The organism is Streptomyces corchorusii, from assembly GCF_001514055.1.
Classification (GTDB): domain Bacteria; phylum Actinomycetota; class Actinomycetes; order Streptomycetales; family Streptomycetaceae; genus Streptomyces; species Streptomyces olivaceoviridis.
The window spans coordinates 164,059-178,521 of record NZ_KQ948353.1 but is presented as its reverse complement, the minus strand read 5'-3'; the positions used below and the strand labels follow the sequence as shown (position 1 = coordinate 178,521).

At 73.1% G+C, this 14,463-nt stretch carries 11 protein-coding genes; 7 read left to right on the top strand and 4 right to left on the bottom strand.

The features are described from left to right. Positions 1 to 43: 43 nt before the first annotated feature. From AQJ11_RS08000 to AQJ11_RS07990, 3 genes are read right to left on the bottom strand one after another with little or no spacing between them, the layout of a single operon-like run. Positions 44 to 2,218 carry a bifunctional serine/threonine-protein kinase/ABC transporter substrate-binding protein gene (locus AQJ11_RS08000; protein WP_059262392.1) on the bottom strand — a complete coding sequence of 725 codons (2,175 nt, stop codon included), beginning with the start codon at positions 2,216 to 2,218 and terminating at the stop codon, positions 44 to 46. Then, positions 2,218 to 4,356, bottom strand: coding sequence for a bifunctional serine/threonine-protein kinase/ABC transporter substrate-binding protein (locus tag AQJ11_RS07995; protein ID WP_059262391.1), 2,139 nt, complete (start codon positions 4,354 to 4,356; stop codon positions 2,218 to 2,220). The genes AQJ11_RS08000 and AQJ11_RS07995 overlap by 1 nt, the downstream gene beginning before the upstream one ends. Next, positions 4,353 to 5,207 carry a hypothetical protein gene (locus AQJ11_RS07990; protein WP_244218154.1) on the bottom strand — a complete coding sequence of 285 codons (855 nt, stop codon included), beginning with the start codon at positions 5,205 to 5,207 and terminating at the stop codon, positions 4,353 to 4,355. The genes AQJ11_RS07995 and AQJ11_RS07990 overlap by 4 nt, the downstream gene beginning before the upstream one ends. 567 nt (positions 5,208 to 5,774) lie before the next feature. On the opposite strand from AQJ11_RS07990, the gene AQJ11_RS07985 reads away from it, so the two are divergent. Genes AQJ11_RS07985 through AQJ11_RS07965 form a run of 5 tightly spaced genes read left to right on the top strand, consistent with a single transcriptional unit; the run spans position 5,775 to position 10,643 of the window. Further along, a complete protein-coding gene (locus AQJ11_RS07985; RefSeq protein WP_014676920.1) occupies positions 5,775 to 6,713 on the top strand; it encodes a chlorinating enzyme in 939 nt (312 codons plus the stop codon). Positions 6,714 to 6,727: 14 nt separating this feature from the next. Next, positions 6,728 to 8,371 carry an amino acid adenylation domain-containing protein gene (locus AQJ11_RS07980; protein WP_059262390.1) on the top strand — a complete coding sequence of 548 codons (1,644 nt, stop codon included), beginning with the start codon at positions 6,728 to 6,730 and terminating at the stop codon, positions 8,369 to 8,371. Between the two features lie 31 nt (positions 8,372 to 8,402). Beyond that, the gene (locus AQJ11_RS07975; RefSeq protein WP_059262389.1) at positions 8,403 to 8,678 is read left to right on the top strand and encodes a phosphopantetheine-binding protein; all 276 of its coding nucleotides are present in this window, start codon (positions 8,403 to 8,405) and stop codon (positions 8,676 to 8,678) included. Between the two features lie 4 nt (positions 8,679 to 8,682). Then, positions 8,683 to 9,456: a thioesterase II family protein gene (locus AQJ11_RS07970; RefSeq protein WP_059262388.1), complete on the top strand. Its 774-nt coding sequence runs from the start codon at positions 8,683 to 8,685 to the stop codon at positions 9,454 to 9,456. Then, positions 9,453 to 10,643 (top strand): acyl-CoA dehydrogenase family protein, encoded by a 1,191-nt coding sequence (locus AQJ11_RS07965; RefSeq protein WP_059262387.1) that lies wholly within the window; start codon positions 9,453 to 9,455, stop codon positions 10,641 to 10,643. The genes AQJ11_RS07970 and AQJ11_RS07965 overlap by 4 nt, the downstream gene beginning before the upstream one ends. Before the next feature lie 24 nt (positions 10,644 to 10,667). Here the strand turns inward: AQJ11_RS07965 and AQJ11_RS07960 are convergent, their stop codons facing one another. Beyond that, positions 10,668 to 11,855: an aromatic ring-hydroxylating oxygenase subunit alpha gene (locus tag AQJ11_RS07960; RefSeq protein WP_059262386.1), complete on the bottom strand. Its 1,188-nt coding sequence runs from the start codon at positions 11,853 to 11,855 to the stop codon at positions 10,668 to 10,670. Positions 11,856 to 12,143: 288 nt separating this feature from the next. Between AQJ11_RS07960 and AQJ11_RS07955 the strand changes: the two genes are divergently transcribed. Both AQJ11_RS07955 and AQJ11_RS07950 read left to right on the top strand, forming a co-directional pair. Beyond that, positions 12,144 to 13,652, top strand: coding sequence for a peptide ligase PGM1-related protein (locus tag AQJ11_RS07955; RefSeq protein WP_015493428.1), 1,509 nt, complete (start codon positions 12,144 to 12,146; stop codon positions 13,650 to 13,652). 339 nt (positions 13,653 to 13,991) lie between these two features. After that, entirely contained in the window at positions 13,992 to 14,414 is a 423-nt protein-coding gene (locus AQJ11_RS07950) for a hypothetical protein (protein ID WP_244218178.1), read from the top strand. Positions 14,415 to 14,463 lie beyond the last annotated feature (49 nt).

Here is a 14,463-nt window from a genome sequence, read left to right as displayed (position 1 = left end):
GCGCGGTCTCGCGCGCCCGCGCCGCGGGCGGACGGTGGGCGGTTCAGCTCACCCGGTCGTACCGGCCGAGGAACCGGAAGGCGTCGTCCCTCACCTGGTACAGGAAGTACACGGCGTCCGGTTCCAGCGCGAGGGCGTGGGAGGCTTCGAAGCGGAGCGTCTTGGCGAGGCCCCGGTAGGTGAGGCCGAAGAGGCGCTGTGCCACGGCACCCGGTGCGGTGTCCGCCGAGCCGCCCAGCGCCTCCAGGGCCCGCGCGACCAGCCCCACCGCGTCGTACGCCTCCGGTGCCCAGCGGCCGGGTGCGGTGCCGTAGGCCGCGCGGTGGGCGGACACGAACGCCGGGGACACGCTGCCGGGGTCGGTGAAGGGGGTGCCGAACAGCCAGCCCCGGGCGGCCGGTCCGGCCTGCTGGAGGAAGGCCGGGCGCATGATGTGCCAGGTGCCCAGCCGCGGCCCGGTGAAGCCCGCGTCCGCGAGAGCACGGGCGCAGCGTGCGGCGCGCTGCGGTGAGGTCCCGCTGAAGACGACGGCCTGCGCCCGGTCGGCGAGGACGGCGCGCACGGCGGGGCGGAAGTCGTCGTCGGCGGCGGCCACGGAGTGCACGCTGGTCGTGTCCTGGGGCAGGCCCTGGGTGAGGGCGCCGGTGAGATCGGCGCCCGCCTGGCTCGCGGCCCGGTCGTCGATGACGGCGGCGCGGTCGATCCGTCGTACGGCGTTCAGGTACGTGATGAACGCGAGCGCCACCTGCCGTTCCGGGCCCCGGGTGACGCAGAGGGTCCGCAGCTCGCCGGTGTCGAGTCGTGGATCGGACACGGAGATCAACACCATGGCGGTGTTCGCGGCCTGGTAGCGCGGGCCCGCGGCGAGGGCGGCGGTGGGTGTGCCGGGGCCGAGGACCGCGCGCACGCCGGTCCGGGTGAAGCGCTCGGCCGCCTGCCGGGCCCGGGCGGCGTCACCCCGGTCGTCGTAGGTGTCGAGCGCGAGACGGAAGGCGATGCCGGCGCGCGCGTTGTGGTGCGCCACGGCGAGGCGCGCCCCGCGTTCCTGGGCCACGCCGTCCGCCTTGCCGTCGCCGGTCAGATCGGCCTGGAAGCCGAGGGTGTGCACGGGCAGGCCGCTTCCGGAACCGCCCCCGGCCCCGCGTCCGGCCGTCAGGTACGCGGCGGTCCCACCGCCGACCGCGACCACGGAGGCCGCCGCGCTTCCCATGAGCAGGACGCGCCGCCGCGTCGGTGGCCGGGCGGCGGCCGGTTCGGCGGCGGCCGGGCCGTTGACGGTGTCTTCGCTCGCCGGCCGTCGGGGGGTGGGGACGTCCAGTGCGCGCGCGGACCGTTCGGCCACCAGGCGGAGGACCGCGGGCGGCAGCCAGTCCTCGTCCCGCGCTGCGGGAACGTCCCACGCCGGCGAGGTCCGGGGGTCCCGCAGGGCGGTCCCGAGCCGGGTGGCCGTCGGGCGCCGCGCGGGGTCCTTGGCCAGGCAGGCCCCGATCAGTGACCGCAGGTCGGCGGGTACGCCCGTCAGGTCGGGTTCCTCGTGCACCGTGCGGAACAGGACGCCCGCCGCGTGCCCGGTGCCGAACGGGCGCCGTGCCGATGCCGCGTACGCCAGGACGCAGCCCAGGGAGAAGATGTCGCTCGGCGGGCCGACCTCCTGTGCGCGGGCCCGCGCCTGCTCCGGCGAGAGGAAGCCGGGGGTGCCCACGACGGCGTCGGGTGCGGTGAGCGCGGTGGCGCCGGCGGCGTGGGCGATGCCGAAGTCGATCAGCCGGGGGCCGTCCAGGCCGAGCAGGACGTTGTCCGGCTTCACGTCCCGGTGCACCAGCCCCGCCGCGTGGACGGCGCCCAGCGCCTCGGCCAGCCGGAGGCCCAGGGTCCGTACCGTCGCGACGGGCAGGGCACCGTGGCCGTCGACCGCCTCGGACAGGGCGGGACCGGGAACGAACTGCGTGGCCAGCCAGGGTTTTGGGGCCTCCGGGTCGGCGGCCACGACCGGCACCAGCCCATGGCCGGTCAGGGCCCGCACGGCCGTCACCTCGCGCCGGAAACGGGCGCGGAAGGCCGGGTCCGCCGCGTGCTCGGCGCGGATCACCTTGAGCGCGACCAGCGACCCGCCCGCACCGCGGGCGAGGTAGACGACGCCCATGCCGCCGGCGCCGAGCCGGGCCAGCAGCCGGTGGCCGCCGATGTCCTCGGGGTCGTCCGCCGTGAGCGGGCGCATCAGAGAGCCGCCTCCCCCGCGTAGGCGTACCGGCCGCCCTTCACCTCGTAGCGGAAGACGTCGTACCCCTTGAGCATCCGGTTCTTGTCGAACGCGTACGTCCGCACGAGCCCCTTGTAGGTGCCCTTCGCCAGCAGGTCGTACAGCCTGGTCCGGGAGGGCCGGCCGCCCGCCTCGGTGACGCGGGTGATGACCATCCGGGCCACGTCGTAGGCCTCCGCCGCCCAGTACGGGGGCGCGGAGCCGTAGCGCCGGCGATAGGCGGTGGCGAAGCTCCGCACGCGCGCGGCCGACGGGTCGATGTACGGCGCGAAGACCTGCCAGCCTTCGGCGGCCGGGCCCGCGGCGGTCAGGAACTCCTGGTCGGCGGCCGGGTAGCCGAGGACGCGGACGCCGGTGAAGCGCCGCTCCGCGAGGGCACGGGCGACGGCCGCCGCGCGCGCCGGTGTGCCCGTGTAGACGATGCCGTCCGGCTCGTGGACGAGCAGCTGCGCGACCACCGGGGCGAGATGCCGGGCCAGCCGGGGTACGACCCGTGGCTCGGCCGGGATCCTCATGACGCCGAGGGACTGGAACGTGGTGTGGCCGAGCTGCCAGGCCGCGATGCCGCCGTCGCGGTCGATCAGGACGCCCGCGCGCCTGGCGCCCGCCTTGCCGAGCCGCAGGGCGATCAGCGCGGGTGACACGCCGTACCCGGGGACGGCCTGGAGGAAGTGGCGGGGCTGCGAGGTGCCGTACACCTCCTGTGCGGAGGAGGCCGTGAGCTGGGGGACGAGCCGGGCGTCGTACGTGTCGAGGCTCGCGCCGGTGGTCCGGTCGCCGGTGGAGCCGATGACGGCGAGCAGGTCGCGGTCGGCGGCGAGGCTCTGGGCGGCCCGGACGGCGCCGGTCTCGTCGCCCCGGTCGTCGGCGACCGCCAGGGTCAGCGTGAACGGCTTGTCCTCGCGGGCGTTGAACTGCTCGACGGCCAGGCGCACGCCGCGTTCCTGGGCCCTCCCGACGGCTCTCTGCGGGCCCGTCAGGTCGGCCTGGACGCCGAGTGTCCAGCGGCGGGCGGCGGGTGCGGGGCCGTCGTCGCGACGGGACGCCCAGAAGGCCGCGCCGCCGCCCGCGGCGAGCAGGGCCCCGCCGCCGAGGAGCAGGAAGGCGCGGCGGCTGCCGGGGCGCGGTGACGCGTCCCCGGGAGCCACCGCCCGCCGCTCGTCCGTTGTCGTGTCGAGGGCCGTCGCGTCGAGGGCCGTCGCCTCGATGTCCGGCAGGGCGAGCATCGCGGCGGAGCGGTCCGCGATGAGCCGTACGACGTCGTCGGGCAGCCAGTCCGCGGTGCCGGCGGGAGTGCGCTCGCCGAGCGCCTCGTCCACTTCACGGGCGGTGGGCCGGGCGGCCGGGTCCTTGGCGAGACAGCGCTCCAGCGGCTCGCGCAGGCCGTCGGGGAGGCCGGCGAGGTCGGGCTCGTCGTGCACGGTGCGGTAGAGGAGGGCGTCCACGGCTCCGGTGCCGAACGGCGGGCGGCCGGTGGCGGCGTAGGAGAGGAGGCAGCCGAGGGCGAAGACATCACTGGCCGGAGTGGCGGGGTGCGCCCGCGCCTGCTCCGGCGCCAGGAAGCCGGGGGTGCCGACCACCATGTCGGCCGAGGTGAGGGCCGTCTCCTCGGCGGCGCGCGCGATGCCGAAGTCGATCAGGCGGGGGCCGTCGAGGGCGAGGAGGACGTTGCCGGGCTTGACGTCGCGGTGCACGAGTCCCGCGTCGTGCACGGCGGTCAGCGCCCGGGCCAGCATCCGGCCGAGCGCACGTACCCCGCGCGGCGGCAGCGGGCCACAGGCGGCGACCGCCTCGGCGAGCGAGGGTCCGGGCACGAACGCGGTGGCCAGCCAGGGCGCGGGCGCGTCCGGGTCGGCGCCGGTCACCGGCACGGCCCACGGGCTGTCCACGCGCCGGGCGGCGGCCACCTCACGGCGGAACCGCGCGCGGAACTCGGGCTGGTCGGCGTACTCCGGCAGGATCACCTTGACGGCGGCCAGCTCCCCGGACTCCGCCCGGCCGAGGTAGACCACGCCCATGCCGCCCGCGCCGAGCCGGGCGAGCAGACGGTGGCCGCCGATCCGGGCCGGGTCGGAGCGGGCGAGCTTCTCGGTCATCGGCGGCTGCCCTTCGTGACGGGGGACTCGGATCCCGAGGGGGCGCCGGTACCGGCCGGGGCGTCCCGCTCGACCGCGCGCCGCAGACCGGTGCGCATCCTCGTGTGCGGGTCCCTCAGCCGGTCGAAGAGGTCGGTCTTGGACCAGCCCTTGGCGCCCTTGGCCGAGACCACGACGGTGAACGGGCCGATGCGGGTCTGCTCCCAGACGTACGGGTGGGGTCCGCCGAGCCGGTCGCTGGTGTACGTGCCGGTCTCGGTCAGGGTGTCGTCGCCGTAGTCGTTGCCTAAGTCGCCGAGGGCGTTCGGGACGTCGGTCAGGTCCGTGAGTACCTCGGCCGAGCGCAGCAGCTGGGAGGGGCAGCGCAGCATCTCCTCCAGTACCTCGGCGTTCTCCTGGTCGGCCTGCTCGGCGGTCCGGTGCACGGTGACGACGGCGCTCAGCGCGAGCGGACCCCGGCCGCCGCTCGCCGGGATCTCGTAATGGCGGGTCAGGGAGGCGAGGACGTCCTTCGGGAGCGCCTGTTGCTCCCAGACGCAGTCGTCCCCGAGCACCGCCCAGCGCCGTGGGTCGCTCTCGTACGGGCTGCTGCGGACCGCGTCCGGACCGAACGCGGAGGGCTGCGCGAGGACATCGCGGACCAGGGCGGCGGCCTGAGCGGCGGTCGTCGGCAGCTTGGCCGGGTCGATGCCGGCCACGCCGGTCGGCGAGGGACTCGGGCTGACCGCGCTCTGGGCCGTCGTCCCGGCCGCCGGTCCGCGGGGCCCGTCCCCACCGGAGGTGCAGCCGGCCAGCAGCGCGCCGCACACCGCCACGGCGCAGCCGAGCCGCACCGCCGAACCTCCCAGCACCACACGTTCCCCCAGCCGTCACCGGATCACCCGTCGGCCTCATGCTAGGTGCCAACTTGCCTTGACCGGCCGGTGGTTGACGATCGTGCCCCAGCTGTGCCACGGCTGTCACACAGTCCCGGCGCCACCGTGCCGGGGGGCGGGGTGCCGCCGAGGCGGGGGAAGTGCGCTTCCGCGTCGGCGTGGTCCGCCGCCTCGCCCGGGTCGGTGCGGAAGCCGGTGCCGGGTGGGGAGACGGACACGATCGCCGTGGCGGTGCCCAGCGGGTCCATCAGCTCCGGCGCCCGGCCGCCTCGTACGAACAGACCGGCGGTGAATGAGGCATGAATGGAAGCGGTATCGGAAATTCCAGAATTTCGGGCGCGGCGAAAAGGCGCCCCTTGATGGCGTGTTAGCGACTAGGCGAACCAGCAGGAGAGCCGTCTCGCAGGTCAAAGGCGCGCTCACGATCGTTCCTTTCGGCCGACGCGCCCTTCACAAGCGGGCTCGCCGCTGTTTACAGTCGGCGAGAGCGGGCTCGGGTTTTCTTCCACTGTGCAGAAGAGATGGCCGAAAGTCAGGTGACGCATGGTCGACTTCCAGCTCAGCCAGCAAGAGATCGAGCAGTTCCACCGCGACGGTTACATCGGTCCGTTCGACCTCTACGAGCCCGAGGAGATGGCGAAGAACCTCCAGGCCCTGCGGCCCAGGCTCCTGAACACCAAGCGGGCGATCTACGGGCGGGGCAGGGGGATCTCGGGAGTCACCAATCTCGCCAACTACGACCGCCACCTGGACGTCGACTTCCTGGCCGAGCACATCACCCGCCCGGAGATCGTCCACCGGGTCTCCAGCCTGCTGGGCCCCGACGTCCTGTGCTGGCGCACCGAGTTCTTCCCGAAGTACCCGGGGGACGAGGGAACCGACTGGCACCAGGCCGACAACTTCTCCAATGTGGCCGGATCCAAGCACCCGCAGATCGTCTGGCCGGAGGACTCCGAGTTCGGCGGCACGATCACGGTCTGGTCCGCATTCACCGAGGCGAGCGAGGAGATGGGCTGCCTCCAGTTCATTCCGGGCTCGCACAGGACCATGAACTACGACGAGTCCAAGGTCATGGAGTACAACGCCGATTCCATCGGAAAGGTGGAGAAGGACGGCGTTCGGCGGGGGTTTTTCGGCTACGACTACCGCCAGTTGCAAAAGGATCCGGACTGGAGCCCCGACGAGTCCAAGGCGCAGTCCATGGTCATGCGCCAGGGCCAGTTCATCATCTTCTGGTCCACGCTCATGCACGCCTCGCACCCGCACGCGGGGCTCACCGAGGACATGCGCCTGGGCTACGCCGCGCGATACCTGCCGACCCAGGTGAGGGTCTACCCGTACTCCGACGCGCTCTCCGAGTTCGGCGGCGAGGCCAGCCTGGAGAAGTTCGGGTGTGTGCTGGTCTCCGGCAAGGACGAGTACCAGCACAACAGGTTCGTCGACCGGACGGTCAACGGCACGCCGTTCCAGGTCGCCGGCTGAGCGGGCGGGAGCCGATGCCCCCGTCGTCACGGCCGCCGGTCCCGCCGGGTGCCGCGCCACCGGGCGGCCTCCCGGAGACCGCCAGGCCCATCCGGATCACCGGATCCCCGGCCGCCCTGGCCGTCCACCGCGACGTGAACCGCACCGCCGTCGCCTACCCGCGTGACCGCAGCGTCCCCGAACTGTTCGGGGCCTGCGCCACCCGGTGGCCCGACGCGCCCGCGGTCGTCCACGGCGGACTGACCCTGACCTACCGCGCACTGGACCGGCGGGCCAACGCGCTCGCCTGGCGTCTCGCGGAGCAGGGGGTGAGGCCCGGGGCCGTCGTCGGCGTCTGCGTGGCCCGCTCACCGGAGTTGATCGTCACGCTGCTGGCGGTGCTCAAGTGCGGGGGCGCCTACCTGCCCGTCGACGCCGCCTGGCCCGACGAGCGTCTGCACCAGCTGCTCACCGGCGCCGAGTGCGCCTGGATGGTGACCGACCGGGAGTCCGAGCTGGACCGCCGGCTGAGCGGCTGCCGGGTGGTGGCCGTGACCGGCGATGACCCGGCCGGCCGTGACACGGGGCCCGCAGTGGCCGTACCGGCCGACGCCCTCGCGTACGTCAACTTCACCTCGGGCTCCACCGGACGGCCCAAAGGCGTCGCCATCCGTCACCGCGCCATCACCCGGCTGGTGTACGGAGCGCGGTACGCGCCCCTCGACCGCACCAGCCGGCTGCTGCAACTGGCCCCCGTCACGTTCGACGCGGCCACCTTCGAGATCTGGGGCGCCCTGCTGCACGGCGGCACCTGTGTGCTGTACCCGCACGACTTCGTGCGCCTGTCGCGGCTCGGAGGGGAGCTGCGCCGGCACCGGGTGACCGTCCTCTTCCTCACGACGGCGCTGTTCAACACCGTGCTGGACGAGGCGCCCGACGCGCTGGCCGAGGTGGGCACCCTCCTCACCGGCGGCGAACCGCACTCCGTACGCCATCTCGCCGCCGCGCTGGACCGCTTCGGCCCCGGACGGCTGGTGCACGTCTACGGCCCCACCGAAGCCACCACGTTCGCCACCTACCACCGCGTCGACAGCATCAGCGAGGACTCCGCGGTGGTGCCGATCGGCCGGCCGATCCAGAACACCCGGCTGTACGTCGTCGACGGCGGCGAACTGTGCGCACCGGGCGCCGTCGGCGAGATCTGCCTAGCGGGCGACGGCCTCGCCGCCGGCTACCTCGGCATGCCGGAGCCGACCGCCGAGAAGTTCGTCGACGCGGTGGTGGACTCCGTTCCCGAACGGCTCTACCGCACCGGGGACTTCGGCTACCTCCTGCCCGACGGGCGTCTGGTCTTCCACGGCCGGGAGGACGACCAGGTCAAGATCAACGGGTTCCGTATCGAGCTGGGCGAGATCACGCACCAGCTCGACCGGCACCCGGCGGTGCGGCGGAGCTACGTCACCGTGACCACCCGCGGCGAGAAGGCGCTGGTCGCCTTCGTCGTCCCGGACGCCCCCGTCACGGAGGCCGAACTGCGCGCTCATCTGCGGGCCCGGCTGCCCGGCTACATGGTGCCCCACCGCATCCACACCCGTGACCGACTGCCCCTGACCCCCACGGGCAAGACCGACCGTCACGCGCTGCTCGCCACGCACGAAGCGGCGCCACGGCCGTGCTGACGCCGCACCACGACACTCCCAGGAGAGCACGATGACGTCCCAGGAACCCACCGCCCCGGAGCCCGGCGCTCAGGCGCTCACCAGCACGGAGAAGGCGCTGGCCGACATCTGGCGCAGTCTGTTCGGCATCGACGAGGTGAGCGCGGACGACGACTTCTTCGCCCTCGGCGGCAACTCCCTGACGGCAATACGGTTCCTCGCACGGGTCGAGGAGCAGTTCGCGGAAGACGTCCTGCCGCCCGAGACCCTGTACGAGGATCCCCGCCTCGCGAGCCTCGCCCAGGCCATCGACACGGCGATGGCCTAGGACGGTGCACCTGCTCGCACCGTTCGGCGGCGCCACCGCGGTCAGCCGGGACGGCCGAGGCGGGGCGGACGCCGCCGACGTGCGGCTGTACTGCTTCCCGTACGCCGGAGGCGGCACCCAGGTCTTCCGCGGCTGGCAGTCCCGGCTCACCTCGCGCGTCCCGGTCGTCGCAGTACGGCTGCCGGGCCGCGAACAGCGCTTCCGCGAACCGGCCCACACCTCGTGGGACACGGCACTGGCGGAACTGACCGCCGCCTTCGCCCCGCTGAGCGACCAGGGGCCGTACGCGTTCTTCGGGCACAGCCTCGGCGCCCGACTGGCGTACGAACTGGCGCACCGGCTGGTCGACGACGGCCGCCGCCCTCCCGAGCTGCTCGTCGTCTCCGCCTGCCGCGGGCCCGGCAGACCCCCGCGCCACCCGGACATGCACTCCCTGGACGGCCCGGCGCTGCGGGCCCGGCTGCGCGCGATGAACGGGGTGCCGCCCGAGGTCCTGGACAACCAGCCGCTCATGGATCTGCTGGAACCGATGCTCCGCGCCGACCTGCGGCTGGCCGAGACCTGGCGGCCCACCCCCGGCCGCCTCCCGGTCCCGGTCCTCGCCCTGTGCGGCGACCACGACGACGTCGACCCGTACGAGGACATGATCGACTGGCAGCACCACACCTGGAAGGAATTCGCCATCCACTCGTTCCCCGCCGGCCACTTCTTCCTGCGGGAGCAGGAACCCGCCGTCGTCGAGGTCATCGCCGAGCGGCTGCGGGGAGGCGCCCGATGACCATGCAGGCGGCGCCGTCGCCCGTCCGGTCCCCGTACCTCACCGCCGAGCACGAGGCGTTCCGGCACTCCGTGCGCACCTTCCTCCAGCAGCGGATCGCCCCCCACGCGGCGGAGTGGGAACGCGGACGGACCATGCCGCGCTCGGCCTGGCGCGCCCTCGGGGCGGAAGGACTCCTCGGCCTGAACCACCCCGTGTCGGCGGGGGGTTCCGGCAAGGACATCTTCCACTCGGTGGTCTTCCTGGAGGAGCTGGGCCGGCTGGGCTTCGGCGGGGTGCGATTCGCCGTCGCCCTCCACTCCTACATGGGCACGAGCTACCTGGCCGCCGACGGCTCGGCCGAACTGCGGGAACGGTTCCTGCGTCCGGCCGTGGCCGGCGAACTGGTCGTCGCCCTGGCGATCACCGAACCGCAGGCGGGCTCCGACCTGGCACGGCTGGCCTCGACCGCGCGGGAGGAGGGCGACGACCTGGTGGTCGACGGCGAGAAGCGCTTCGTCGTCAACGGCGGGTTCGCCGACTTCTTCGTGACCGCGGTGCGGACCGGATCACCCACCGCCGGCCGATCCGCCCACCAGGACCTGAGCCTGCTGGTCGTCGAACGGGACCGCGCGGGAGTGAGCGTGCGCCCCAACGACTGCGCGGCCTGGCGGGCCTCGGCGGTGGCGGACGTCGGCCTGCGCGGTGTACGCGTCCCGCGCACCCACCTCATCGGCCGGCGCAACAGCGGCTTCATCCAGATCATGAAGAACATGCAGCTGGAGCGCCTCGCCGCGGGCATCACGGCCGTCGGCGCCGCGGAGGAGTGCCTGGAGGCCACCTGGCGGCACCTCAAGGGGCGCGCGGCCTTCGAGTCGACCCTCAGCGGCAAGCAGGCGGTCCGGCACCGGATGGCCGACCTGCTGACCGAGCTGGAGGCGACCCGCCAGCTCGTGCACCACGCGGCCTGGAGCTACGCCCGGGACCCGCTGTCGATCACCGCGTGCTCGATGGCGAAGCTCAAGGCGACCGAGCTGTCCCGGACCGTCGCCGAGGAGTGCCAGCGTCTGTACGGGGCGGAGGGCTTCCGCGAGGACGCGGCCGTCGCCCGCGCTGTGCAGGACGCGCGCGCCGCCACCGTCGCCGCCGGGGCGAGCGAGGTCATGCGCGACATCATCGCGCAGGCGGGATACGACGAGCGGGGCTGAGCCCGGCGCGCACGCGCGACGTCCTCAACAGCCCGGCGGCTCTCCGGGCGCCCCGGGGGCCCCGGGCTCTCCCGGGCCGAGGAGGTACCTCTCGATCGTGTCGTTGTAGGTGCGCAGAGCGAACTCCTGCGTGCCGAAACAGTGTTCCTCATTGGCTCCGGACGCCAGGCCCCGCTGGATCTCGCGGTAGATCTCCAGGTCCTCGTACTGCACCTGGTACGTCAGTTTCCGGTTGTCCTCCCAGCGTTCGGCGTCCTCTCCGGTCGTCGAACCGGGGGGCACCAGAAGACGGAGTTTCACCAGGGTCCTGGTCGGACCGAGCGGGTGCGAGGTGATCCAGAGGAAATGGTCCGACTGATGCAGGACGGTCTCGTTCGGGAATACGGTGTGGATGACATTGGCCACCGACAGCAGCCGTCGCTCATCGCGTTCCGTCTCGGTGATGAAGTTGATGGAACGTTTCGGGAGGATGGACCGCAGGTGGGGCCCGAAGGAGTCGAAAAAGAAGGTGTTGGGCTCGAAGAGCGGATTGGCACTCTTGGTGTGGAGGAAGGGGAAATGGTATCCCTCCAGCGTGCCCTCGACGACCAGTTTCCAGTTGATGTCCCACTCGTGACTCTCGGCCCCGTACACGTCGAAGTCCGCCAGATTCAGGTCCTCGATGTCCCGCCGGAAGTCCCCGAGGAATTCGTCGAGATCCTTGAGTTCCGACCTGCCCTCGGGCATCAGCCACACGAACCCGTACGCCTCGACCGAGGGACACTCCCGCAGGTTCCTCGTGCCCGGCTCGACCCCGGGGAAGCAGTGCGCGCTCGGGATGGCGCTCAGGGTGCCGTCCAGCTCGTAGCGCCAGGCGTGATACCCGCAGGTGAAGTGGCGGCGCTGCCCGGACGGGTCCGGTTCCACCCGCGCACCGCGGTGGCGGCAGGCGTTGAGGAGGACCCGGGCCGTCCCGTCGTGGCCGCGGGTGACGATCAACGGCCGCCCGAAGTGCTCGAACGTGACGAAGCTGCCCGGCTCCGGGATCTCGGAGGTGTGGACGAGCATCGACGGAAGACGGGTGAAGACGCGTTCGATCTCCGCCCGGTACCAGTCGGGCGACCGATAACGCTCCACGCCGACCCGGGTGTCGTTCTCGGTGAGTTGCTTGCGCTTGTTGCGGAGGTGCTCCAAGGCCCGGTCCAGCAGGCGGAGTTCTTCCGTGCGATCCATGCGGCGGGCTCCCTCGAAGCGACCCTCACCTCAACTGTGCATGATTGTTTCCAGCCGGCCCTGACGAACGGGAAACAAGACTGACAGACCGGTGAAGTCCGTGGCAGAGGGGATTTCGGCCAGACATCAGTGGATCTCGGCTTGTTCCGGGAGGGTCGGCGGACGGGGCGGAGGACGCGGTGCCGGCAGCGGCCGGATGCTCGGTGGCCGACTTGAGGCGCCTCAGGATTGGGTCGCGAGAACAGCGGGGAATGCTGACGTCGTACTCCACCGGGAAAGGCAGATTTCGTGGCGGGTAACGCAGACCTGAACACCGATTTCGACAGGCTCCAGAAGAACCTGGTCTCTCCCCTCGACGGCACGGGACGGCCGCGGGTCGTCGTGGTGCTCCCCAGCTTCACCCTGGACCAGGCGGGGATGACCAAGATCCCGGGCATCATGTACTACGAGGAGCGGTTGCTGTCCTTCCTGCATCTGCTGCGCCACCCCGACCGGCACCTCGTCTACGTCACCAGCATGCCGATGCCGGACCACGTGGTGGACTACGCGCTCGGCCTGGTGCGCTCGCTGCCGGCCGAGGACGCCCGCCGCCGGCTCACCCTGGTGGACTGCGCGGACCCCGGCCCCGAGCCGCTGACGCGGAAGATCCTGCGACGCCCCGAGGTGATCGAGCGGTTGCAGCGGTCCCTCACCGGCCCCGAGGACGCCTGCCTCCTCGCCTTCAACGGAACGCCGTTCGAGCGGGAACTCGCCGTCCGGCTCGGTGTGCCCCTGTTCGCCTGCGACCCGGAACTGGCCCCCCTCGGCTCCAAGAGCGGGGCCCGGCGCGTGTTCGCGGAGGCGGGCGTGCCGACGCCCGCCGGCGTGGAGGATCTCCGGGACGAGGACGACCTCGTCCAGGCCCTGGCCCGGCTGCACGCCACCCGGCCCGCTTCCGGGCGCGCCGTCATCAAGCTCAACGAGAGCTTCGGAGCCGGCGGCAACGCTCTCTTCGACTTCCGGGGGGCGCCCGGGCCGGGAGGCGTCGAGGCGTGGATCCGGCGGGTGCTGCCCGACCGCGTCGAGTTCGCCACCCCGCCCGACACCTGGGACCACTACGCGGCCAAGTTCGCCGAGATGGGCGGGGTCGTGGAGGAGTTCGTCACGGGCGCCGAGGTCAGGTCGCCGTCGGCCCAGGTGGGAGTCTCCCCCTCGGGTGACGTCCGGGTGCTGTCCACCCAGGACCAGTTCTTCGTGGGCGCCGCGGGGCAGACCTACGCCGGCGCCACCGCCCCCGCCCTGGAGGACTACCGACTCGAACTGCACGCCCTCGCGTCGCGGACGGGACGCGCGCTGGCCGCCAAGGGCGTGGTCGGCATCGCGAGCGTCGACTTCGTCTCGGCACGTGAGGAGGGCGGCGGCTGGCGGCACCACGCCCTGGAGATCAACCTCCGGATGGGCGGCGGAACGGCGCCGCTGAACTTCCTGGAGGGCGTCGCGCAGGCGCGGCTCGACCCCGCCACCGGCAGCTACCTCACCCCGGACGGCGTACCCCTGTGCTACGTCGCCACGGACCGGCTCCAGCACGAGCGGTACCGGACCCTGACGGCGCAGCAGGTCCTCGACATCGCGTCCCGGGAAGGTCTCCTCTACCGCGACGAGGACCGTCGCGGCGCCGTCTTCTCCATGCTGGGCGCCCTGCCGGAGTTCGGGAAGATGGGCGCCGTGGTCATCGACCGCAGCCACGGCGCCGCCCGGGAGCGGTACCGCGCAGTGGTGGCCGCGCTCGACGCGGCGTGCGGAGCGGAGCGCGGCTAGCCGGGCACCGGGGAAGCGGTGAGGCCCGGAGCACGGGCCACCGGACGCGCCGCAGACGCCGGCCTCGGCCGAGGGCGCGGACCAGGTGCCGCCGGCGGCGCGCGCGGGGGTGCGAGTGGTGCACGGGTGCCCGTCGGGTGAGGCCCCGCCCCCGGCATCGGGATCGGCATCGGCATCGGCGGCGGTGGGTGTCGAAGCCCCAGCGGGTGTGGGTGGCGGTGGGTGTCGAAGCCCCAGCGGGCGTCGGTAGCGGTGGGCGTCGAAGCCCCCCTCGCGGGCGAATCGCACCCCCGGCGATGTGACATGCCGTCACCACACGATTACTGTGGGTCTGTGATCATGTCGTGGGGCAGCGGTGGCGGACGCGCGGGGCGCTCCCGTCGTGCCGCCCTGCTGGTCGGGCTGGTCCTGGTGATCGCCGCCCACCTCTCCGGCGCGGTGCACGCCTGCTCCTTCGCCGGCCCGGACCCGAGTGCCCTGGTGACACAGGACGTCCGGCAGGTCGCGGACGGAGCCGACGAGACGGGTTCGAACGGACCGCCCCAGCACCGGCACGCGGCGGACGGGCACGTCGACCACACGGCGGACCGGCCGCGTGCCGCCCTGGACGACACCGCCCTCGACGGTGAGACGCACCAGCCGCTCCTTCCCGCCGGGCTCCGCGGGCCCCTCGCACACACCGCTCGGTGCAGACCGCCCGGTGTCTCCCCCTCCTGTGCGCACAGTTCCTCGCTCGCGCTCGTCCGGGTGCTACGGCAGTAGGCCCCGCCCGCACGCCCCCCCGCCCCCGCGCGGACCGGGGCGTGCCTCG